Source organism: Pseudomonas sp. W15Feb34, from assembly GCF_023127765.1.
GTDB lineage: Bacteria > Pseudomonadota > Gammaproteobacteria > Pseudomonadales > Pseudomonadaceae > Aquipseudomonas > Aquipseudomonas synxantha_A.
Window position 1 is genome coordinate 213,983 of sequence record NZ_SPKN01000021.1, and the last position, 19,084, is coordinate 233,066.

General features: G+C 57.9%; 20 protein-coding genes. 13 read left to right on the plus strand and 7 right to left on the minus strand.

Translation table 11 applies throughout. The annotated features are described in order from the left end of the window. Positions 1 to 42: 42 nt before the first annotated feature. On the plus strand, positions 43 to 1,044 hold the full coding sequence (locus tag E4O97_RS09515; protein WP_248161216.1) for a PleD family two-component system response regulator: 1,002 nt from the start codon (positions 43 to 45) through the stop codon (positions 1,042 to 1,044). A 146-nt stretch (positions 1,045 to 1,190) separates the two neighbouring features. Here E4O97_RS09515 and E4O97_RS09520 read toward each other — a convergent pair whose 3' ends face one another. Genes E4O97_RS09520 through E4O97_RS09535 form a run of 4 tightly spaced genes read right to left on the minus strand, consistent with a single transcriptional unit; the run spans position 1,191 to position 3,714 of the window. After that, positions 1,191 to 1,445, minus strand: a complete 255-nt coding sequence (locus E4O97_RS09520; RefSeq protein ID WP_078820448.1) for a bacteriocin immunity protein — start codon at positions 1,443 to 1,445, stop codon at positions 1,191 to 1,193. A 1-nt stretch (position 1,446) separates the two neighbouring features. After that, positions 1,447 to 2,058, minus strand: a complete 612-nt coding sequence (locus E4O97_RS09525; protein ID WP_248161220.1) for an S-type pyocin domain-containing protein — start codon at positions 2,056 to 2,058, stop codon at positions 1,447 to 1,449. Further along, positions 2,055 to 3,335: an S-type pyocin domain-containing protein gene (locus tag E4O97_RS09530; RefSeq protein ID WP_248161223.1), complete on the minus strand. Its 1,281-nt coding sequence runs from the start codon at positions 3,333 to 3,335 to the stop codon at positions 2,055 to 2,057. The genes E4O97_RS09525 and E4O97_RS09530 overlap by 4 nt, the downstream gene beginning before the upstream one ends. Further along, complete coding sequence (locus tag E4O97_RS09535; RefSeq protein WP_248161225.1) at positions 3,268 to 3,714, minus strand: hypothetical protein; 447 nt, start codon at positions 3,712 to 3,714, stop codon at positions 3,268 to 3,270. Before E4O97_RS09535 ends, E4O97_RS09530 begins: the two co-directional genes overlap by 68 nt. Positions 3,715 to 4,249: 535 nt before the next feature. Between E4O97_RS09535 and prfB the strand changes: the two genes are divergently transcribed. The 7 genes from prfB to E4O97_RS09570 all read left to right on the plus strand — a co-directional run bounded on the left by prfB (position 4,250) and on the right by E4O97_RS09570 (position 10,879). After that, a protein-coding gene (prfB, locus tag E4O97_RS09540) for a peptide chain release factor 2 (RefSeq protein ID WP_098465888.1) occupies positions 4,250 to 5,345 on the plus strand; the annotation gives its coding sequence in 2 pieces (ribosomal slippage) (positions 4,250 to 4,321 and positions 4,323 to 5,345; 1,095 coding nt in all). Between the two features lie 80 nt (positions 5,346 to 5,425). Then, complete coding sequence (lysS, locus tag E4O97_RS09545) at positions 5,426 to 6,928, plus strand: lysine--tRNA ligase (protein ID WP_005785507.1); 1,503 nt, start codon at positions 5,426 to 5,428, stop codon at positions 6,926 to 6,928. Positions 6,929 to 7,012: 84 nt separating this feature from the next. Further along, complete coding sequence (locus E4O97_RS09550; protein WP_078820451.1) at positions 7,013 to 7,729, plus strand: TetR family transcriptional regulator; 717 nt, start codon at positions 7,013 to 7,015, stop codon at positions 7,727 to 7,729. A gap of 53 nt (positions 7,730 to 7,782) precedes the next feature. Further along, positions 7,783 to 9,060 carry a flavohemoglobin expression-modulating QEGLA motif protein gene (locus E4O97_RS09555; protein ID WP_005785511.1) on the plus strand — a complete coding sequence of 426 codons (1,278 nt, stop codon included), beginning with the start codon at positions 7,783 to 7,785 and terminating at the stop codon, positions 9,058 to 9,060. Between the two features lie 108 nt (positions 9,061 to 9,168). Next, complete coding sequence (locus E4O97_RS09560) at positions 9,169 to 10,074, plus strand: alpha/beta hydrolase (protein ID WP_032877483.1); 906 nt, start codon at positions 9,169 to 9,171, stop codon at positions 10,072 to 10,074. Then, positions 10,071 to 10,397: a hypothetical protein gene (locus tag E4O97_RS09565; RefSeq protein WP_017529735.1), complete on the plus strand. Its 327-nt coding sequence runs from the start codon at positions 10,071 to 10,073 to the stop codon at positions 10,395 to 10,397. The genes E4O97_RS09560 and E4O97_RS09565 overlap by 4 nt, the downstream gene beginning before the upstream one ends. 125 nt (positions 10,398 to 10,522) lie before the next feature. Further along, complete coding sequence (locus tag E4O97_RS09570) at positions 10,523 to 10,879, plus strand: hypothetical protein (protein WP_177464400.1); 357 nt, start codon at positions 10,523 to 10,525, stop codon at positions 10,877 to 10,879. A 407-nt stretch (positions 10,880 to 11,286) separates the two neighbouring features. Here the strand turns inward: E4O97_RS09570 and E4O97_RS09575 are convergent, their stop codons facing one another. The 3 genes from E4O97_RS09575 to E4O97_RS09585 form a co-directional block, all read right to left on the minus strand. Continuing rightward, positions 11,287 to 12,072 (minus strand): OmpA family protein, encoded by a 786-nt coding sequence (locus E4O97_RS09575; protein ID WP_005785517.1) that lies wholly within the window; start codon positions 12,070 to 12,072, stop codon positions 11,287 to 11,289. Positions 12,073 to 12,128: 56 nt separating this feature from the next. Then, positions 12,129 to 12,554 (minus strand): DUF4398 domain-containing protein, encoded by a 426-nt coding sequence (locus E4O97_RS09580; protein ID WP_005785519.1) that lies wholly within the window; start codon positions 12,552 to 12,554, stop codon positions 12,129 to 12,131. Between the two features lie 283 nt (positions 12,555 to 12,837). Then, positions 12,838 to 13,182, minus strand: a complete 345-nt coding sequence (locus tag E4O97_RS09585) for a hypothetical protein (protein WP_005785520.1) — start codon at positions 13,180 to 13,182, stop codon at positions 12,838 to 12,840. A gap of 196 nt (positions 13,183 to 13,378) precedes the next feature. Here E4O97_RS09585 and ppc point away from each other — a divergent pair, with 196 nt between their 5' ends. From ppc to E4O97_RS09610, 5 genes are all read left to right on the plus strand, one after another. Further along, positions 13,379 to 16,024 (plus strand): phosphoenolpyruvate carboxylase, encoded by a 2,646-nt coding sequence (ppc, locus tag E4O97_RS09590; protein WP_248161227.1) that lies wholly within the window; start codon positions 13,379 to 13,381, stop codon positions 16,022 to 16,024. A 280-nt stretch (positions 16,025 to 16,304) separates the two neighbouring features. Beyond that, the gene (adk, locus tag E4O97_RS09595) at positions 16,305 to 16,952 is read left to right on the plus strand and encodes an adenylate kinase (RefSeq protein WP_005785523.1); all 648 of its coding nucleotides are present in this window, start codon (positions 16,305 to 16,307) and stop codon (positions 16,950 to 16,952) included. Between the two features lie 91 nt (positions 16,953 to 17,043). Next, a complete protein-coding gene (gene tsaB, locus E4O97_RS09600) occupies positions 17,044 to 17,730 on the plus strand; it encodes a tRNA (adenosine(37)-N6)-threonylcarbamoyltransferase complex dimerization subunit type 1 TsaB (RefSeq protein WP_248131302.1) in 687 nt (228 codons plus the stop codon). Between the two features lie 160 nt (positions 17,731 to 17,890). Then, positions 17,891 to 18,193 carry a hypothetical protein gene (locus E4O97_RS09605; protein ID WP_078820456.1) on the plus strand — a complete coding sequence of 101 codons (303 nt, stop codon included), beginning with the start codon at positions 17,891 to 17,893 and terminating at the stop codon, positions 18,191 to 18,193. Then, a complete protein-coding gene (locus tag E4O97_RS09610; RefSeq protein WP_248161230.1) occupies positions 18,193 to 19,053 on the plus strand; it encodes a DUF72 domain-containing protein in 861 nt (286 codons plus the stop codon). The genes E4O97_RS09605 and E4O97_RS09610 overlap by 1 nt, the downstream gene beginning before the upstream one ends. The last annotated feature ends 31 nt before the right edge of the window (positions 19,054 to 19,084 follow it).

The following is a 19,084-nucleotide window of genomic DNA, read 5'->3' on the forward strand; positions in this document are numbered from 1 at the left end:
CCCGCCGTGCTGGCTTGCAGGTAGTAATTCAGGTGACTGCACATGAATGATTTACAACTCGACGACTTCAAGACCGATGAGAACGCCGCCATGGTGCTGCTGGTCGACGATCAGGCCATGATCGGCGAAGCCGTGCGGCGCGGCCTGGCCCATGAAGAAAACATCGACTTCCACTTTTGCGCCGACCCGCACCAGGCGATTGCCCAGGCGATCCGCATCAAGCCGACGGTGATCCTGCAGGACCTGGTAATGCCCGGCCTCGACGGCCTGACCTTGGTGCGTGAATACCGCAATCACCCGGCGACCGCGAATATCCCGATCATCGTGCTGTCCACCAAGGAAGACCCGCTGATCAAGAGTGCGGCCTTCGCGGCCGGCGCCAACGATTACCTGGTCAAGCTGCCCGACAACATCGAGCTGGTGGCGCGTATCCGCTATCACTCGCGGTCCTACATGACCCTGTTGCAGCGCGACGCGGCCTACCGTGCGCTACGGGTCAGCCAGCAACAGTTGCTGGATACCAACCTGGTGCTGCAACGCCTGATGAACTCCGACGGCCTGACCGGGCTGTCCAACCGCCGCCACTTCGACGAATACCTGGAATTGGAGTGGCGCCGTGCCATGCGCGACCAGACCCAACTGTCGCTGCTGATGATCGACGTGGATTTCTTCAAGACCTACAACGACAGCTTCGGCCATGTCGAAGGCGATGAAGCCTTGCGCAAAGTCGCCGCCGCTATCCGCGACGCCAGCAGCCGCCCTTCGGACTTGCCGGCGCGCTACGGCGGAGAAGAATTTGCCCTGGTCCTGCCCAACACCTCGCCGGGCGGTGCGCGCCTGGTGGCAGAAAAACTGCGTATGGCGGTGGCGGCCCTGAAAATCCCGCACATTGCCTCGGCAGAAGGGGCGAGCCTGACCATCAGCATTGGCCTGTCGACCTTGACGCCGGTGCAGGGCACGGACTGCCGGCAGTTGATCATGGCGGCGGACAAGGGGCTGTATACGGCCAAGCATAATGGGCGTAATCAGGTGGGGATTGAGTGAGTTGGGACCAGCGTAACTCCAGGTGAGGAATTTATGCCCATCCTACACCTGGAATTTCAAAGCTTGTGAGTTGAGTGCGAATGAAGAAAGGTTGAAACAAGAACTCCGCCATCAATGCCTAGCCGATGACGGAGTTTGCCGGGGCGTTACCCCTCTTTAAAGCCAGGCTTACCATTAGCGGCGCGCCATTCTTTGACTTCTTTTACGATGCCTTCAGGGCTGTCTTCTCTGTCATCTCTCGGATAATAGACGAGATCTGATCCGTCAGGATGTTCTGTAAGGCGCGTGAACTCTAATAGCATTTCGTCATCTTCTTCCTCAGTACGAGCACTCGCGTCACAAAGAGAGATTACGAAGTTTAAAAATTCGGTTTCTGTGTACTCGGAAATTGAAGTTTTCATCCTAGTTACCTTTGCCATGAATTTGTTTGTGGAGTTTTGGCGTGACTATGTAGATGTTGTCTATGTCGAAAACGTCTCCGCCTTTGGAGATGAATATCTTATGGTGGAGCTCGAATTTACCAGATTTTCCTGCATGCTCTAATTCGCTTGTATATGGGGCTTTGCCGTTAAGTATTCTTTGTAGGTTTTGACGGTTGAACTGATTCGCCAGTTCCGAGTCGTTCGCAATAGATTTCCAGAAGGCTTCGCGAAATGCTCTGAAGTTTTTAAACTCCTGACCTTTAAGCTTGTCGGCAATTTGCGAAGGTATAGGGGAGCCTTCCCCTTGTGAGGCCGCTCCTAGCCAGGAGCCGGTTATAGATTGCCCGTTGCCTGTCACAACTCCTGGGTCTTCCCGTCGATCCCTGAAAAACACATAGATGGGAGGTAAGCCAGAGTTGACCGGGAAGACAGTGATGAAGTCGTCAAATCCCGCCTCAGCAGCGGCCGGAAAACTGTCAATCCTTCCTTCAACGGGAGTTACGGTAGCTCCCGCATAGACAGGCGGTTCAGGGTGATCAACGGGCAGCGTTGTTGAGCTATCCCCAGGGGCAACGATAGGTGTCCAGATCAACGTTCTTGGTGGAATGTCACTTGTCGTGACGGTGTATACCTTCTGCCCGGATCATAGGTCGCAGCAACCACCTTGACCTTGGAAGGCACGCTTGTACCGTCGGCAGTGACCACGAATACTTCTGACCGCCCATCGGTAGCCGTCTTCGAACTCATTCGAACCGGCAGGTCGATTGTGCCGTTGACTGCCGAGGTTATCGTCGACTCGTTGAGGTCTGGTACCAAGGTTGAGATCGGTGTACCAAGCGCATAACGCTCTGGAAGTTCTCCATTTGCGAGTTTGGGGGAATAGACCAACGCTGAAACACCGACCATTAAGCCACTCGCGGTACTTGCGACCAACTCCGTCAATGCGGCCACTGCTGACCGAATAGCAGCTTGCAGCGTGATGGTAATCCCTTCTGCTGTAGCGATAGTCCCGACTGAGGTCATGACTATCGCTTGAGTCGCAGCAGCGGTGCCCGACAGTCGATAGGTATTGGTTACTCGTACCGCTTCAATACGCGCCTGGGCCGTGGCTACCTGCTGCGCACGTCCTGCAAGGTCGCTGATTGCATTGGAGGCGTTGGCAAGAAACCGCGCGGACTCTGACTTCAGCACAAAATCATGGTGGCTGAGCCATCTCACCCCAAGAGCGGTGTTCTGCTGCAGATAAATAAGTTGTTTCAGCCCCTCAAGCTCGGGTTTGCTCAGTGGCGGTGTAACCCGTGGGTTGGCTGCGGGATAGTAAATCATCAACCCGTTCCGGTTTATGGCTAACGGTGGGTCAATAGGTTTGATCGCAGCCATCGTTTCTTCGATCATTTTGTCCAGCGTGTGTTTGTAAAGCATGAGGGTCTGGTCGGGTGTCAATCCAACGACAGAACCGGCAAGAGAGGCGAGTTCCACCTGCAAATATTCCGGCAGCAACTGCACCTGAATTTCCAACTCATCGGCAATGGCCTTCAGATACTCATTGTGTAAATTTGCCCAGCCAGGATCATGTTCGGCTAAATTGGCCTCCAGCGTTTGCCGGGCCTTTGCCAACCCTGAAAGTTTTTTAGCCAGAATGTCTATGGAGAGCGAGAGAGCCTTGAGTTCTTGCGCGGCTCTCCAAACGTTGTCGTAAAGTGTGTACGTATCGCCCAAATTTTTTATCGGGTCAGAGGATGCAAGCGTTTCACGTAGTTTTGTATAGGTTAAGTTTTCCATCAGATAAAAAGGGCTTTGATCATAGAGCCCATAGATGAGTGGCGCAGTATTGGTGTATTTGGTTTTTTTTTGCGTCGATGATTTCAAGTGCGATTTTTTGATCGAGAATGGCTGAGGCTGTCTCTGTGAGAGGCTGTGAAGCTTTCGCGGCTTGCTGTTTCTCTGCGAGTTCGCGTTCAGTTTCAGTCGTTAGCGTTGCGAACCGTGCGCTGTACTCTGCGTCAATCAAGGATTGATTGTACTGTTGCTCTCCAATGAAATCAGCGGTGGTGCTAGGGAAGTCAAACTGCTTGAAGCGGCTACGGTCTCCTTCACCTCGACGAGGCCCTTCTTGAAGGCCCCAGCCATCTCCACTTCCTGCGTAGCCTCCGCCTTCGCCACCCCAATAAGTATTTCGTCTCCCGGCGGTAATTATCGTGGGTTTGAGTTCTAAAGGTTGTCCTGGTTGCCACCCTTGCTGGGCCATAGGGTCTCTCCGTTTTTTGTGAGAGTGATCGAGTTTGAAAGTTTGTACGTCCTGAAGAAAAAGCTCAGTCGCTTTGATCGAACTTATTTGAGCGGGAAGGAATAAAAAACTGATGGCGTTTTGATTTGATTTTATGTCTGTAGGAGTATTTGTAAGACAGGTCTGAAACTGATGTATTCATATTCTTGTATATTTGTGACTTGAGTCTTGGGGCGATTTGGCTAGAAACCTAATTGTTTGTTTTTGTTAGGGTGGGTTGGATTGTGCTCTTTTAGGCGGGCTCTGATTTTGATGTTCAGATTGTTTGTATAAACAGATGAACGGTCATTTTTCAGCGAGTAGTAGGTGTGGTTTTTCTAACGCGGGGTATCGCCCTCCCGCAGGAAACGCTTTGGTGGTCGCGCATCTGTTAGCGAAGCTAGCATGAGGAGAGGAAGCGCCGCCTTGGCAGAATCGGCCAAGCGGACTGCCGTTCCCAGCCGTTTGCCGTTATACTCGCCGGCTTTCAAAAGTTCGCCAACGAGTGCTGCCCGCCATGGAAATCAACCCGATCCTTAACACCATCAAGGACCTGTCCGAGCGCTCCGAAACTATTCGGGGGTATCTTTGACTACGATCAAAAGCATGAGCGTCTGACCGAGGTCAACCGCGAGCTTGAAGATCCGAGTGTCTGGAACAAACCTGAATACGCCCAGGAACTGGGGCGCGAGCGCGCTGCGCTGGCGCAGATCGTCGACACCCTCGACGAGCTGAACACCGGTCTGGCCGATTGCCGTGACCTGCTGGACATGGCTGTCGAAGAAAATGATGAAGGCGCAGTGGGCGATGTCGTCGCCGAGCTGGCCCGTCTCGAGGAAAACCTCGCCAAGCTCGAATTCCGCCGCATGTTCAGCCATGAAATGGACCCGAACAACGCCTACCTGGACATCCAGGCCGGTTCCGGCGGCACCGAGGCCCAGGACTGGGCCAACATCCTGCTGCGCATGTACCTGCGCTGGGCCGACAAGCGCGGTTTCGACGCGACCATCATGGAACTGTCCGCCGGTGAAGTCGCCGGTATCAAGGGCGCGACCGTGCATATCAAGGGTGAATACGCCTTTGGCTGGCTGCGTACCGAAATCGGTGTGCACCGCCTGGTGCGCAAGAGCCCGTTCGACTCCGGCAACCGTCGTCACACTTCGTTCTCCGCCGTTTTCGTCTCGCCAGAGATCGACGACAAGGTGGAAATCGAGATCAACCCAGCCGACCTGCGCATCGACACCTACCGTTCCTCCGGTGCCGGTGGTCAGCACGTAAACACCACTGACTCGGCCGTACGTATTACCCACGTACCGACCAACACCGTGGTCAGTTGCCAGAACGAACGTTCCCAGCACGCCAACAAGGATACCGCCATGAAAATGCTGCGGGCCAAGTTGTACGAGCAGGAAATGCAGAAGCGCAACGCCGCTTCCCAGGCGCTGGAAGACACCAAGTCGGATATCGGCTGGGGTCACCAGATCCGTTCGTATGTACTCGATGCGTCGCGGATCAAGGATCTGCGCACCAACATCGAACGCAGCGACTGCGACAAGGTACTCGACGGTGATATCGACGAATACCTGGAAGCCAGCCTGAAATCCGGCCTGTAACACCCCTGTAGGAGCGAGCTTGCTCGCGATCCCCAGCCGAAGGCTGGGGAAAACGTACCTGTGATGGAATTTCAAAAGACATGAGCGACCAACAACTCGACCCGCAAGCCCTGCAACAGGAAGAAAACTCCCTGATCGCCCTGCGCAAGGAAAAGCTTGCTGCCGAGCGCGCCAAGGGTAACGCCTTCCCCAACGACTTCCGCCGCGACAACTACTGCGATGCCTTGCAGAAACAGTACGCGGACAAGACCAAGGAAGAGCTGGCAGAAGCGGCGATCCCGGTCAAGGTGGCAGGTCGCATCATGCTCAACCGTGGCTCGTTCATGGTGATTCAGGACATGACCGGGCGTATCCAGGTCTACGTCAACCGTAAAACCCTCTCGGAAGAAACCCTGGCCTCGGTGAAAACCTGGGACATGGGTGACATCATCGCCGCAGAAGGCACCCTGGCCCGTTCCGGCAAGGGCGACCTGTACGTCGAAATGACCAGCGTGCGCCTGCTGACCAAGTCCTTGCGCCCTCTGCCGGACAAGCACCACGGCCTGACCGACACCGAGCAGCGCTATCGCCAGCGTTACGTTGACCTGATCGTCAACGAAGACGTGCGCCAGACCTTCCGTGTGCGTTCGCAAGTCATTGCCCACATCCGCAGCTTCCTGATGCAGCGTGACTTCCTGGAAGTGGAAACGCCGATGCTGCAAACCATCCCCGGTGGTGCCGCAGCCAAGCCATTTGAAACCCACCACAACGCGCTGGACATGGAAATGTTCCTGCGTATCGCGCCGGAGCTGTACCTCAAGCGTCTGGTGGTCGGCGGGTTTGAGAAGGTGTTCGAGATCAACCGCAACTTCCGTAACGAAGGCGTCTCGACCCGTCACAACCCTGAATTCACCATGTTGGAGTTCTACCAGGCCTACGCCGACTACGAAGACAACATGGACCTGACCGAAGAACTGTTCCGTGAACTGGCGCAGCTTGTTCTGGGGACTACCGACGTGCCGTACGGCGACAAGGTGTTCCACTTCGGCGAGCCGTTCGTGCGTCTGTCGGTGTTCGACTCGATCCTCAAGTACAACCCTGAGCTGACCGCTGACGATCTGAACGACATCGACAAGGCTCGCGCCATCGCCAAGAAAGCCGGCGCCAAGGTGTTGGGCTTTGAAGGCCTGGGCAAATTGCAGGTGATGATTTTCGAAGAGCTGGTCGAGCACAAGCTGGAGCAGCCACACTTCATTACCCAGTACCCGTTCGAAGTGTCGCCGCTGGCGCGTCGCAACGACGACAACCCGAACGTCACTGACCGTTTCGAACTGTTCATCGGCGGCCGCGAAATCGCCAACGCCTACTCCGAGCTTAACGACGCGGAAGATCAGGCCGAGCGCTTCATGGCTCAGGTGGCCGACAAGGACGCCGGTGATGACGAAGCCATGCACTACGACGCCGACTTCGTACGTGCCCTGGAGTACGGCATGCCGCCGACTGCCGGTGAAGGCATCGGCATCGACCGCCTGGTGATGTTGTTGACCAACTCGCCATCGATCCGCGATGTGATCCTGTTCCCGCACATGCGGCCACAAGCGTAACCGTTGCGAAATCCGAAGCCGCCTTTTATAAGGCGGCTTTTTTATGTGGCGTATTCCAGTGTCACTTTTAAAGGAAGAAGTGTGGTGAACCGCGTAATGGCTCAAGAAGGTGCCGCCGGCATTGCTGCTGCCGTGGCTGAAAGCGTTCAGTACCAGGGCCGCAAGGCCAGCCGCCGCGGCAGCGAACAACGCCGCCAGGACATTCTCGATGCGGCCATGCGCATCGTGGTGCGCGAAGGGGTGCGTGCCGTACGCCATCGAGCCGTCGCGGCGGAGGCGGGTGTGCCGTTGTCGGCCACCACCTACTATTTCAAGGATATCGATGACCTGCTCACCGACACCTTCGCCCAATACGTCGAGCGCAGCGCGGCCTTCATGGGCAAACTGTGGGTGCGTAACGAGGGCTTGTTGCGCGAGATGGTTGCCTATGGCGATGGCAGCCCGCAGTCGCGCGCGCAACTGGCCGATGACATTGCCCGGCTGACCGCCGATTACGTGCTGCGCCAACTGACCAACCGCCGCGAATACCTGATGGCCGAGCAGGCGTTTCGACAGGAGGCCCTGCTGAACCCGCGACTGGCTGAACTGGTGCGCTCCCATCAACAGATTCTGTTGCAGGGCACCGGGCAGTTTTTTCAAGTGTTGGGCTCCCGTGAGCCGCAGCAGGATGCCAAGGTGTTGACGGCTATCATCAGTCGGATGGAATATCAGGGCCTGTTGGGCGGCGCAGAGCCTCTGACCGGTGAAGAGATGCTTGAAATCCTCAAGCGTTACATGCACCTGGTATTGGCCTCGGTCTGACAGCATTCGAGCAAAGCCTGACAACGCTCAACGTTTAAAGAGGAAAACACCGGGTGGACGATTACCAGCAGACGATACGCAGCTTGTCCGATCGCATTGTGCTGGCGCAGACACCGATCCGGGTTCTCGACGCAGTAAAGTGGGACGAGAACATCCGCCAGGGATTCCTCAAGGCCAAGGGCAAAGCCATGCCTGCCGTGGACCGCGATTACTACCTGAACCGGCCCCTGTCTTTCGATTCCAGTGCGGTGAAGCTGGAGTTCCAGAACATCGAGCGCGACATCACCCGCCGCCTGGGCCAGTTCAGCCCGGTGGGGCAGATCATGCGGCGCATGTGCCGCGAATACCGCATGGTGGTGCGTATGCTTGAAGCGCGCGGCACCGAGGACTTTGGCCTGATATCCCAGGAACTGTACGGCGCTGCCTCCGATGCGTTCCACGCCGGCGACCCGACCCTGGCGGACCTGGGGCTGATGCTGTCGGACTACCTGAACAATATCGATGGCCGGGGCGATCTGAAGGACGAAGCCAAGACCCTCACCGCCAAGGATGCGGTGAGCCTGCTGCAAACGCGTCTGAACAAGGTGTTTGGCGAGGCAGAAGAGACCATCCGCGTGTTCGAGTCCGACGGTATCGTCGCGGATGCGGCGGCGGGCGCCGACTATATCAAGATCCGCGCCGACGCGATGTTCAACGACCGCGACGTGCGCGCCCTGGAAGTGCATGAAGGGCTGGTGCATGTGGGCACCACGCTCAATGGCCAGAACCAGCCAATCTGCACGTTCCTGTCCAAGGGTCCGCCGTCGTCCACCGTGACCCAGGAGGGCCTGGCGATCCTGATGGAAATCATCACGTTTGCCTCCTATCCCAGCCGCTTGCGTAAATTGACCAACCGTACCCGCGCCATCCATATGGTGGAGGAGGGCGCCGACTTCCTGCAGGTGTTCGAGTTCTTCCGTGAGCAAGGCTTTGAAATGGCCGAAAGCTATGGCAACGCCAGCCGGGTGTTCCGTGGTTCAGTGCCGACCGGTCTGCCGTTTACCAAGGATTTGTCCTACCTCAAGGGCTTTATCATGGTCTACAACTACATCCAGCTCGCCGTGCGCAAAGGCAAGTTGGAACAAGTGCCGCTGCTGTTCTGTGGCAAGACCACCCTGGAAGACATGCGCACCCTGCGCCAACTGGTAGACGAGGGGCTGGTGGTACCGCCCAAGTACCTGCCGGAGCAGTTTCGCGATATGAACGCGCTGGCGGCGTGGATGTGTTTTTCCAACTTCCTCAACCACTTGAGCCTGGATCGGATCGAGGCGGATTACTCCAATATCCTTTAGGTATTTCATTGAAGCAACCGGGTCACCGTGTGGGAGGGGGCTTGCCCCCTCCCACCATTGGATCTTCACAAGACTTCAGGTTTCAACTCACCTACGAGGTTTCAACGGATGAGAATCCTCGGCATTTTATGCCTGCTACTCACATTGAACGGCTGCAGCTCCTTGCTGTTCTATCCCGAGCCTGGCCTGCCCTTCACGCCGGAAAAAGCCCGCCTGCAATACCGCGACGTCACTATCACCACTGCTGACGGCCTCAAGCTCCACGCCTGGTGGTTGCCGGCTAAACCCGGCGTACCTCTGAAGGGAACGGTGCTGCACCTGCACGGCAACGGCGGTAATCTCGCCTGGCATCTGGGCGGCAGTTGGTGGTTGCCGGAGCAAGGCTATCAAGTGCTGTTGCTCGATTATCGCGGCTATGGGCTTTCGCAAGGCAAACCGTCCTTGCCGGCGATCTATCAGGATATAGACGCGGCATTCAGCTGGCTCGACAAAGCTCCTGAAACCCAGGGGCAACCGTTGATTGTGCTCGGCCAAAGCCTGGGCGGCGCGCTGGCGGTGCATTACCTGGCGGCCCATCCGGCGCGTCAACCCCAGCTCAAGGCGCTGATACTGGATGGCGTACCCGCCAGTTATCGTGACGTAGGACAATTCGCCCTGAGCACGTCCTGGTTAACCTGGCCGTTGCAGGTGCCCCTGTCGTGGCTGGTGCCCGACGCCGACAGTGCAATCAATGCCATGCCCCAACTGACCGGTGTGCCAAAACTGTTGTTCCACAGCCTGGATGATCCCATCGTGCCAGTGGCCAATGGCATCCGCCTGTATCAAGTGGCCCCTGCGCCAAGGGTGTTGCAACTGACCCGTGGCGGCCATGTGCAGACGTTTGCCGACAAGACCTGGCAAACCGTCATGCTGCGTTACCTGGACGACCCGCAGCACTTCAACGGCCTGCGCCGGCTGGGCGAGATTCCGAATTATCCAATTCCTAAAGTTGATTCATCAGAGAGCCCGCAATGAGTGAAGAACGCAACATGATCCCGCTGATCCTCACCGGCATCGGCACTATCATCGGTACCGTTGGGTGCTTGTGGTATTACGGCTACCTGCACTTCGCCAAGCCGCAAGACGCGTTGCTGCTCAGCGACTTCACCATGCTCAAAACCGTGCCGGGGGAGGATTACAAAATTTCCCTGACCCCTGCCGCGCAGGTGGCGCAGTGCGTTGACGGCGTGTTGGTGATGTTTGATACCGAGCAAAAAGGCTTGAGCGGCGTGCTGGTGAACAACAAGAAGCAGGCCGTGCGTTGCATGGGGCAGGAAACTCCGCAACTGCAGCAGTGAGTCCTAACACCACCGTTGTATGAAAACGTCCTTCAAGTCTCCTGATTAGTCAGGCGAGGTCTGTCCGAATCTATATAGCCTGGAACCATCTGTACTCGCTTGCCACAGATCGTGGACTGATCAGCTTGTCTGATCAGTGCATTGTATTAACTAATCTGGAGTACGAGTTTATGGACGGTATCGGCGGTTCACTTTCAGTTGGCGCGGGCTATTCAGTTGGCTCCGAGGCACCCTCGCAGGGCCTGGATCAGCTAATTCAGGACATCCGGGATAAAATTCAAGCCAAGCGCGGCGAAGGTTCGCAGGGTTCGGGCGGGGCCCAGGGGGCTGGAGGCGGGGAGAGCCTTGAAGAACTGCTCGAAAAGCTGAAGAAGTTGTTGGAAGAAAGAGCCGCCCTGGAGGCAAAAGACCCAGGTGGCACATCTGGCCAAGGCCGGATTCAGGTGGGCGGCGGCGACAGCCCGGGCTCTATCGCGTTTTAATCCCCTGCCTTTGAAAGCCTGCCAGTGATTTTTTGGGGGGGGGGCATGAGTGTGGCCGGCCCACGGCGTGCCGGTGCCACCACAGTATCTCCTCAAGAAGTCGCCTGGAACTGAATTGCGTAAACCGCCACAAACGGTGGTGTGACTTCTTTACAGCGGGGCTGGGACGGTGGTGATAAATATTGATGCGATACGCAATATGCTGGCGATGGTCAGGGCGCATCAGGCGTTAGAACGACAAGATGCGCTGGAGCAGGCGCGTAACAAGTCGGCAGGCAGTTCGGCGCAGGGCTGCAAAGACCCCGGCATGATAAAACCGCCTGATGAAGACACAGATCGCCCAATCAATTTTTCCTAGCCAAAAAAAACCCACCGCGAGGTGGGTTTTTTTATCCGGCAACAATCAATCAGTTAGCAACGGAAGACCGTGGCTTGACTGGCTGGTTGTCGTTGGAGATGGTCACTTCAACGCGACGGTTCATGGCACGGCCCGAAACGCTGCCGTTATCGGCAACTGGATATTCCTTGCCGTAGCCCTGGGTCACGATGCGCGAGATATCCACGCCTTGTTGAGCCAGTGCACGTTGCACGGAAGCTGCGCGACGCTCCGACAGGCTCTGGTTGTACGAGTCGGAACCCGTGCTGTCGGTGTAGCCTTCAACGATCACTTTACGATCCGGGTTATCGCGCAGGAACTGCGCCAGCTTGGTGATGTTCACCAGGCCGCTGGATTTCAGGTCGGACTTGTTGGTGGCGAACAGTACGTCACCGAAAGTCACCAGGGTGCCGCGATCGGTTTGCTTGGCGTTCAAGCTGTTTTGCAGTTGCTTGATTTGCGCGTCACGGGCGTCCAGCAGGGCGCGGGCACGTTCGTCGCCGGCATTTTTCAGCTTGGCTTCGGATTCGCGCAGGACGATGGTGTCCTTGGCAACTTCAACACGCTGGTTGGTCAGGTAAGCGAGTTGGTCGACTTTCTTCTCGTCTTCGTTGTCGCGGTATGCCTTGTCAGCCTTGTCCAGCCATTCGCTGGCGTCTTTGGTTTCCAGGGCTGCCAGTTTGGTGGCTTGCGGGTTGGTTTGCAGGGCCGAGAAGTTAGTCCGTGCATTTTCCAGGTTCGCGTTCGGCGGGGTGGAGCAGGCCGCCAAGGCAACGCTCATCGCTAGCAGGGCAGGGATCATCAATTGTTTACGCATAGTCGTGTCGTCCTTTCAATTCGATATCAGGTGCGATGCAATCAAGGGGCAGTGGCTTACTTCTGCATGATTGCAGCTGGGCGCATGCCTTCCTTACGCAGTTCTTCAACAGCCTTCTGGGAATCCTTCACAGCCTGTTGAGCCTTGGCAGCCTGGGCTTTACGCTCGGCGACGCGGGCGTCCCATTCGGCTTGTTCAGCCAGCTGACGAGCTTTCTCGTAGTTCTTGTCGTGCATCGCGATTTCAGCTTCTTTGAGCTTGTCCTGAGCCGACTTCATTTCCACGGCTGCAAACTCGGTACCGCCAGCGCTCACGGCGCTGTTAACGGCCGATTGGGTCACGGCGTACTGCTCGGTTGGAGGGTTGCCGGCGCAGCCTGCCAGAACGAAGCTGGTGCCGATTGCCAGCGCGGCCAATTTGAGCCCGCGCAGGTGGTTAAACGAGGATTTGGCGGTGCTGGTGTTCATCGTCTTCAACTCCATTGGATAACTCCTGAAAAACATCAAAATCCATCGTGGCGTATCGGTTGCGGGCCCGGCGGTAAAGCTCATGAGGCCAGTTCAAACGACCGTTCCACAAGTGATGGCTACTGGCTGTGACCTGAGGCTTTTTTCAAAAGTTCAGCGGATATGGCGAATTGCCTGAAAAAATATCTGACTGAGTGGTCAGTGTTCAAAAGATGGAACTTTCGCAGCGCGCAGCGGTACTCCGAGCCTGTAAAAAGCCCGGAATACCTGGGTTGGATTGACGTCAATAAAATGTTGTTCAGTGCTTCTGTTCGTCAGCGCTGGCGGACAAATCATGCAAATAGCGGCGCGACAATGTCAGAAACCTGGGTGTGAGACCCACGTCTTCATACAGCGGGTCCCCCTCTTCATCGGTGGCAATCACTTGGTCGCCCTTGATATAGGGAAAGCTTTCTTCCAGCTCTTCAAGGGCGGCGCCGATCAGCTCGCCGAGCAGTTCTTCGACGTGGCGCTTGGGGTACATCTCGGCAATGGCGGCCAGCCTTGCGGCAGATTCCACATCCAGATGAATTGCGTACTCAGTCTTGGTCAGGCGACCCTTGGCGGTTTCTTCCCAATGCTGGGCCAGTTCTCGAATTTTCATGGCTACCTCAATAAGCCTGCGTTGGCAGGCGGTGATGAGTGACCAGCCGCCTGCGTGAATAACGCGACGGCTCATGCTTGAGACTAGCTTTAAGCCACAAGGTTTAAAGTCGTTTGCGTTCGGCCTTGTCAGAAACCGACGCCGGCGGCACTCTGGAACACCTGCGCGTCCCGGATTTCTGGCTGGAGATTGGCTGATGAGTGATATCGATGCACGCTTGCGTGAGGATGTTCACCTGCTGGGTGAACTGTTGGGCAACACCATTCGAGAGCAGTACGGCGATGACTTTCTCGACAAGATCGAGCAAATCCGCAAAGGCGCCAAGGCTGACCGCCGCGGCGCCGTCTCGGACAAGGCGGCCGGCGACGAACTGAGCGCCAGCTTGAATCAGTTGCAAGAGGACGAGTTGCTGCCTGTTGCCCGGGCCTTTAACCAGTTCCTCAACCTGGCCAACATTGCCGAACAATATCAACTGATTCATCGGCGCGATGAATCGCAACCAGCGCCTTTTGAGTCCCGGGTGTTGCCGGAGTTGCTGGCGCGCCTGAAAAGCGAAGGGCACAGCCATGAATCCCTGGCCCGGCAGTTGGCACGGTTGGAAATCGAGTTGGTGCTCACCGCCCACCCCACCGAAGTGGCTCGCCGTACCCTGATCCAGAAATACGATGCCATCGCCGCGCAACTGGCCCTCCAGGACCACCGTGACCTTACCAGCGCCGAACGCGAGCAGATCCGCGAACGCTTGCAACGGCTGATCGCCGAAGCCTGGCACACCGAAGAAATTCGTCGCATCCGGCCCACCCCGGTGGACGAAGCCAAGTGGGGCTTTGCGGTGATCGAACATTCGCTGTGGCACGCCATTCCCAATTACCTGCGCAAGGCTGACCAGGCCCTGCACGCTGCTACCGGCTTGCGCCTGCCCCCGGAGGCTGCGCCGATTCGCTTTGCCTCGTGGATGGGCGGCGATCGTGACGGCAACCCCAATGTCACCGCGCCGGTTACCCGCGAGGTGCTGTTGTTGGCGCGCTGGATGGCAGCGGATTTGTACTTGCGCGACATCGATCAGCTGGCCTCCGAGCTGTCGATGCAACAGGCCAGCCCGGCGTTGCAAGCCAAGGTCGGCGACAGCGTCGAACCCTATCGCGCCTTGCTCAAGCAACTGCGCGAACGCCTGCGTGCCACGCGCCAGTGGGCTCACGCTTCGTTGACGGCCAGCACCCCGGCGCCTGCCGAAGTGTTGCAGAACAACCGTGACCTGCTGGACCCGCTGGAGTTGTGCTACCAGTCCCTGCATGAATGCGGTATGGGCGTGATCGCCGATGGGCCGCTGCTCGACTGCTTGCGCCGTGCGGTGACCTTCGGGCTGTTCCTGGTGCGCCTGGATGTGCGTCAGGACTCCAGCCGTCACTCGGCGGCCATGACTGAAATCACTGACTACCTGGGCCTTGGGCGTTATGAGGATTGGGACGAAGACGCACGCATCAGCTTCCTGACCCAGGAACTGGCCAGTCGTCGGCCGTTGCTGCCGGGGTATTTCAAAGCGTCGGCAGACACCGCCGAGGTGCTCAATACCTGCAAGGAAATCGCCGCCGCACCGGCTGCCTCATTGGGCTCGTATGTTATCTCCATGGCGGGTGCCGCCTCGGATGTGCTGGCGGTGCAGTTGCTGTTGAAAGAGTCGGGCGTACAACGACCGATGCGTGTGGTGCCGTTGTTCGAAACGCTGGCTGACCTGGATAACGCCGGGCCGGTGATGGAGCGGCTGTTGCAACTGCCAGGTTATCGCGCGCGGTTGCAGGGGCCTCAGGAAGTGATGATCGGCTACTCCGACTCGGCCAAGGACGCAGGCACTACCGCCGCCGCCTGGGCGCAATACCGGGCGCAGGAGCGTCTGGTCGATATCTGCCGCGAACAGCAGGTGGAACTGCTGTTGTTCCATGGTCGTGGTGGCACCGTTGGCCGTGGCGGCGGCCCGGCTCACGCGGCGATCCTGTCGCAGCCACCGGGCTCGGTGGCAGGGCGTTTCCGCACCACGGAACAAGGCGAGATGATCCGCTTCAAATTCGGCCTGCCGGATATCGCCGAGCAGAACCTCAACCTGTATCTGGCCGCCGTGCTGGAAGCGACACTGCTGCCGCCGCCACCACCGGAGCCTGCCTGGCGTCACTTGATGGACGAATTGGCGGCAGACGGTGTCAGTGCTTACCGCGCCGTGGTGCGGGAAAATCCGCAGTTCGTCGAGTATTTTCGCCAGTCGACGCCGGAGCAGGAGTTGGGCCGTTTGCCCCTGGGCAGTCGCCCGGCCAAGCGTCGCGCAGGTGGGATTGAAAGCTTGCGCGCGATCCCGTGGATCTTCGGCTGGACCCAGACGCGCCTGATGCTGCCTGCCTGGCTCGGCTGGGAGGCGGCATTGAGCAAGGCGCTGGAGCGGGGGGAAGGTGAGTTGCTGGCGCAGATGCGTGAACAGTGGCCGTTTTTCCGCACGCGCATCGACATGCTGGAAATGGTGCTGGCCAAGGCCGATGCCGATATCGCCCGTCTTTATGATGAGCGCCTGGTGCAGCCAGACCTGCTGCCATTGGGTGCGCATTTACGCGACCTATTGTCGCAGGCCTGTAATGTGGTGCTTGGCTTGACCGGCCAGTCGCAGTTGCTGGCCCATAGCCCTGACACCTTGGAGTTCATCCGCCTGCGCAACACCTACCTCGACCCGTTGCACCTGTTGCAGGCCGAGTTGCTGGCGCGGTCTCGTCGGCAAGAGGCGGCGCAAGACAGCCCTCTGGAACAGGCGCTGCTGGTGTCCGTGGCCGGTATTGCCGCCGGTTTGCGCAACACCGGTTGAGGTTTCTTGCGTGTTCTCAACGGCTTGCGGATCAACCACGACGACCGCCCTGAAAAGGGCGGTCGTTGTTTGAGGAGGTGGGTTGCGCTCAGGCACACCCTGTCGCTGACGTATGCCGGGTGCGGGTTTCTCCTACTTTTGGCGGCTTGTATGGTGAGGGCCCGCTGTGTATCTTGATCAGCCTTTGGCCGTTTGATCGGCCTGGACCCATATTTTTACGAGATTGGCCCCACGCGGCGAATCCGAGCGTCATCTCTATAAAAAATTGAGGAGCACATCGATGCGCGTCATTCTGCTGGGAGCTCCCGGGGCCGGTAAAGGTACTCAGGCAAAGTTCATCACTGAAAAATTCGGCATTCCACAAATCTCCACCGGCGACATGCTGCGTGCTGCTGTCAAAGCCGGCACCGAGCTGGGCCTGATCGCCAAGAGCGTGATGGACAGCGGCGGCCTGGTCTCCGATGATCTGATCATCAACCTGGTCAAGGAACGCATCAGCCAGGAAGATTGCAAGAACGGCTTCCTGTTCGACGGTTTCCCTCGCACCATTCCCCAGGCTGAAGCCTTGGTGAAGGCGGGTGTTGAGTTGGATGCGGTGGTTGAAATCGCCGTAGAAGACGAAGAAATCGTCCAGCGTATTGCCGGTCGCCGCGTTCACGAAGGCTCGGGTCGCGTTTACCACATCGTCTACAACCCGCCAAAAGTGGCAGGCAAGGACGATGTTACCGGTGAAGACCTGGTGCAGCGTAAAGACGACACCGAAGAAACCGTGCGTCATCGCTTGTCGGTCTATCACTCCCAGACCAAGCCACTGGTGGACTTCTACCAGAAGTTGTCCGCGGCCCAAGGCAAGCCGAAGTACAGCCATATCCCTGGCGTGGGTTCGGTAGAAGCCATTACCGCCAAGGTGATGCAAGCACTGAGCTGATCCCGCCATCAGCTTTGCGTACAACGGCCCGCTTGCGGGCCGTTGTTGTTTATACTGGCGCACTTTTTTCCCGATTTGGACACCCACACCGATGAGCACCCTGCTGGCCCTGGACACCGCGACTGAAGCTTGCTCCGTTGCCTTGCTGCACGATGGCAAGGTAACGAGCCACTACGAGGTGATCCCGCGCCTGCACGCGCAGAAGTTGCTGCCGATGATCAAGCAGTTGCTCGAAGACGCCGGTATCACCCTGGCTGCCGTGGATGCCATCGCCTTTGGTCGCGGCCCCGGTGCCTTTACTGGTGTGCGCATTGCCATTGGCGTGGTGCAGGGCCTGGCGTTTGCGTTGGAGCGTCCGGTGTTACCGGTGTCCAACCTTGCCGTGCTGGCCCAGCGCGCACTGCGCGAACACGGCGCCACGCAAGTGGCCGCGGCGATTGATGCGCGGATGGATGAAGTCTATTGGGGCTGCTACCGCGAAACTGCCGGTGAAATGCGTCTGGTGGGCGTGGAGGCAGTGCAGCCGCCAGAAGCGGCAGGGTTGCCGGCTGATGCCAGCGGTGAGTGGTTCGGTGCCGGCACCGGCTGGGGTTATGGCGAACGCATCGACGTGCATTTGGTAGGGCAGGACGCTGCGATGTTGCCTCATGCCGAAGATCTGCTGGCGTTGGCACGTTTTGCATTCGAACGCGGTGAGGCGGTCCCGGCGGATCAAGCGGCACCGGTTTACCTGCGCGACAAAGTGGCGCAGACAAAGGCCGAGCGCGGGATTATTTGACGCCAAAAATGTGGGCATTCGGTGGCAAATTTCGCCAATCGTCAGAATTTGCCGCGGTTTTTAAACCTTTTACAAATTATGTGTTCTAGTTATCACCAGAGCATTTGCGCACTACGGAAAGTGCCGCTAAATTGCCATCATTGATACCGAGTCTGCATGTATGCGTATAGACGGCTTCTCCTCACAGTCCTACCCTCTCAAACGTAAGCCACGCAAGGCGAACGTGACGGTAGACGAGTCCGTGGAGGATTCGCCGGACTTCATTGAAGTCCACGCTGATTCGTCCTCCAGCGCCAAGGGGGCCGGGAGCGCACGTATCAGCGGCGTTCCTGCCCGCCAGCAAGACATGGTCTTCCCCCGCTCCATGAGCAAAAGCGTTGCCACCGCCCTGGCCAGTTACCTGACCACCGCCGGCTTTGTCGAATGGGATATGGAAGTGCTGGGTCTCGACATTCATATCTGATGGGTTTGCCTTATTACATTGGTTGCCCGTCCTGGAGTGAAAACGCCTGGCGCGAGTACCTGTACCCGGTGGAGGCGCGTTCCAGCGATTACCTCGGGCTCTATTCTCAAGTCTTCAATGCGGTTGAAGGCAATACCACGTTTTATGCTCGACCTTCGGCCGCTACCGTGCAGCGCTGGGCCGAGATCATGCCGGCTGACTTTCGCTTCACCGCCAAATTCCCAGGGGATATCAGCCATGCGGGTGACTTGCGCGAGCAATTGCCTGCGGCAGAAAGTTTTGTCAGTTTGATGAGCCCTTTGGGTGAGCGCGTTTCACCGCTGTGGCTGCAGCTCTCAAAAGCGTTTACCCCGCAGCGCCTGGCCGAACTGGCCGGTTTCCTCGATGGCATTGATCGTCCATTGGCCGTGGAAGTCCGGCACGAGCAGTTCTTCGCCAAGGGAGACGCCGAGCGTATGCTCAACCGCCTGTTGCGCGATCGTGGCGTCGAGCGCATCTGCCTCGACCCTCGCGCCCTGTTCAGTTGTACGTCAACCTCGGCGGCAGTGCTGCACGCCCAATCCAAAAAGCCCAGGGTGCCACCGCGACCGGCGGCGCTGACCCAGTTTCCCCAGGTGCGCTTCATCGGGCATCCGGAGCTGGAGGCCAATGACCCGTTCCTGATCCCATGGGTGGAAAAGATCGCCACTTGGATCGAAGAGGGACGCACGCCGTACATATTCCTGCACACCTCGGACAACCGCCTCGCGGCACAACTGGCGTTGCGCTTTCATGCACAGCTGATGGCGCGCCTGCCCGGCCTGCCGCCGCTGCCCACCCTGCATCGAGAGCCCGTTGCGCAGCAACTGGGGTTACTCTAGGGGGCGTTCTCAATTAGTTTCCCCGGCGGGG

Bases quoted from the DNA above. Each gene is read 5' to 3' on its own strand.
- E4O97_RS09580 (WP_005785519.1), bottom strand. From the start codon at position 12,554: ATGGAGTTGAAGACGATGAACACCAGCACCGCCAAATCCTCGTTTAAC.
- E4O97_RS09585 (WP_005785520.1), bottom strand. From the start codon at position 13,182: ATGAAAATTCGAGAACTGGCCCAGCATTGGGAAGAAACCGCCAAGGGT.
- E4O97_RS09605 (WP_078820456.1), top strand. From the start codon at position 17,891: ATGCGTATAGACGGCTTCTCCTCACAGTCCTACCCTCTCAAACGTAAG.
- E4O97_RS09560 (WP_032877483.1), top strand. From the start codon at position 9,169: ATGAGAATCCTCGGCATTTTATGCCTGCTACTCACATTGAACGGCTGC.
- E4O97_RS09515 (WP_248161216.1), top strand. From the start codon at position 43: ATGAATGATTTACAACTCGACGACTTCAAGACCGATGAGAACGCCGCC.
- ppc (WP_248161227.1), top strand. From the start codon at position 13,379: ATGAGTGATATCGATGCACGCTTGCGTGAGGATGTTCACCTGCTGGGT.
- E4O97_RS09610 (WP_248161230.1), top strand. From the start codon at position 18,193: ATGGGTTTGCCTTATTACATTGGTTGCCCGTCCTGGAGTGAAAACGCC.
- E4O97_RS09575 (WP_005785517.1), bottom strand. From the start codon at position 12,072: ATGCGTAAACAATTGATGATCCCTGCCCTGCTAGCGATGAGCGTTGCC.
- E4O97_RS09565 (WP_017529735.1), top strand. From the start codon at position 10,071: ATGAGTGAAGAACGCAACATGATCCCGCTGATCCTCACCGGCATCGGC.
- tsaB (WP_248131302.1), top strand. From the start codon at position 17,044: ATGAGCACCCTGCTGGCCCTGGACACCGCGACTGAAGCTTGCTCCGTT.
- adk (WP_005785523.1), top strand. From the start codon at position 16,305: ATGCGCGTCATTCTGCTGGGAGCTCCCGGGGCCGGTAAAGGTACTCAG.
- lysS (WP_005785507.1), top strand. From the start codon at position 5,426: ATGAGCGACCAACAACTCGACCCGCAAGCCCTGCAACAGGAAGAAAAC.
- E4O97_RS09520 (WP_078820448.1), bottom strand. From the start codon at position 1,445: ATGAAAACTTCAATTTCCGAGTACACAGAAACCGAATTTTTAAACTTC.
- E4O97_RS09535 (WP_248161225.1), bottom strand. From the start codon at position 3,714: ATGGCCCAGCAAGGGTGGCAACCAGGACAACCTTTAGAACTCAAACCC.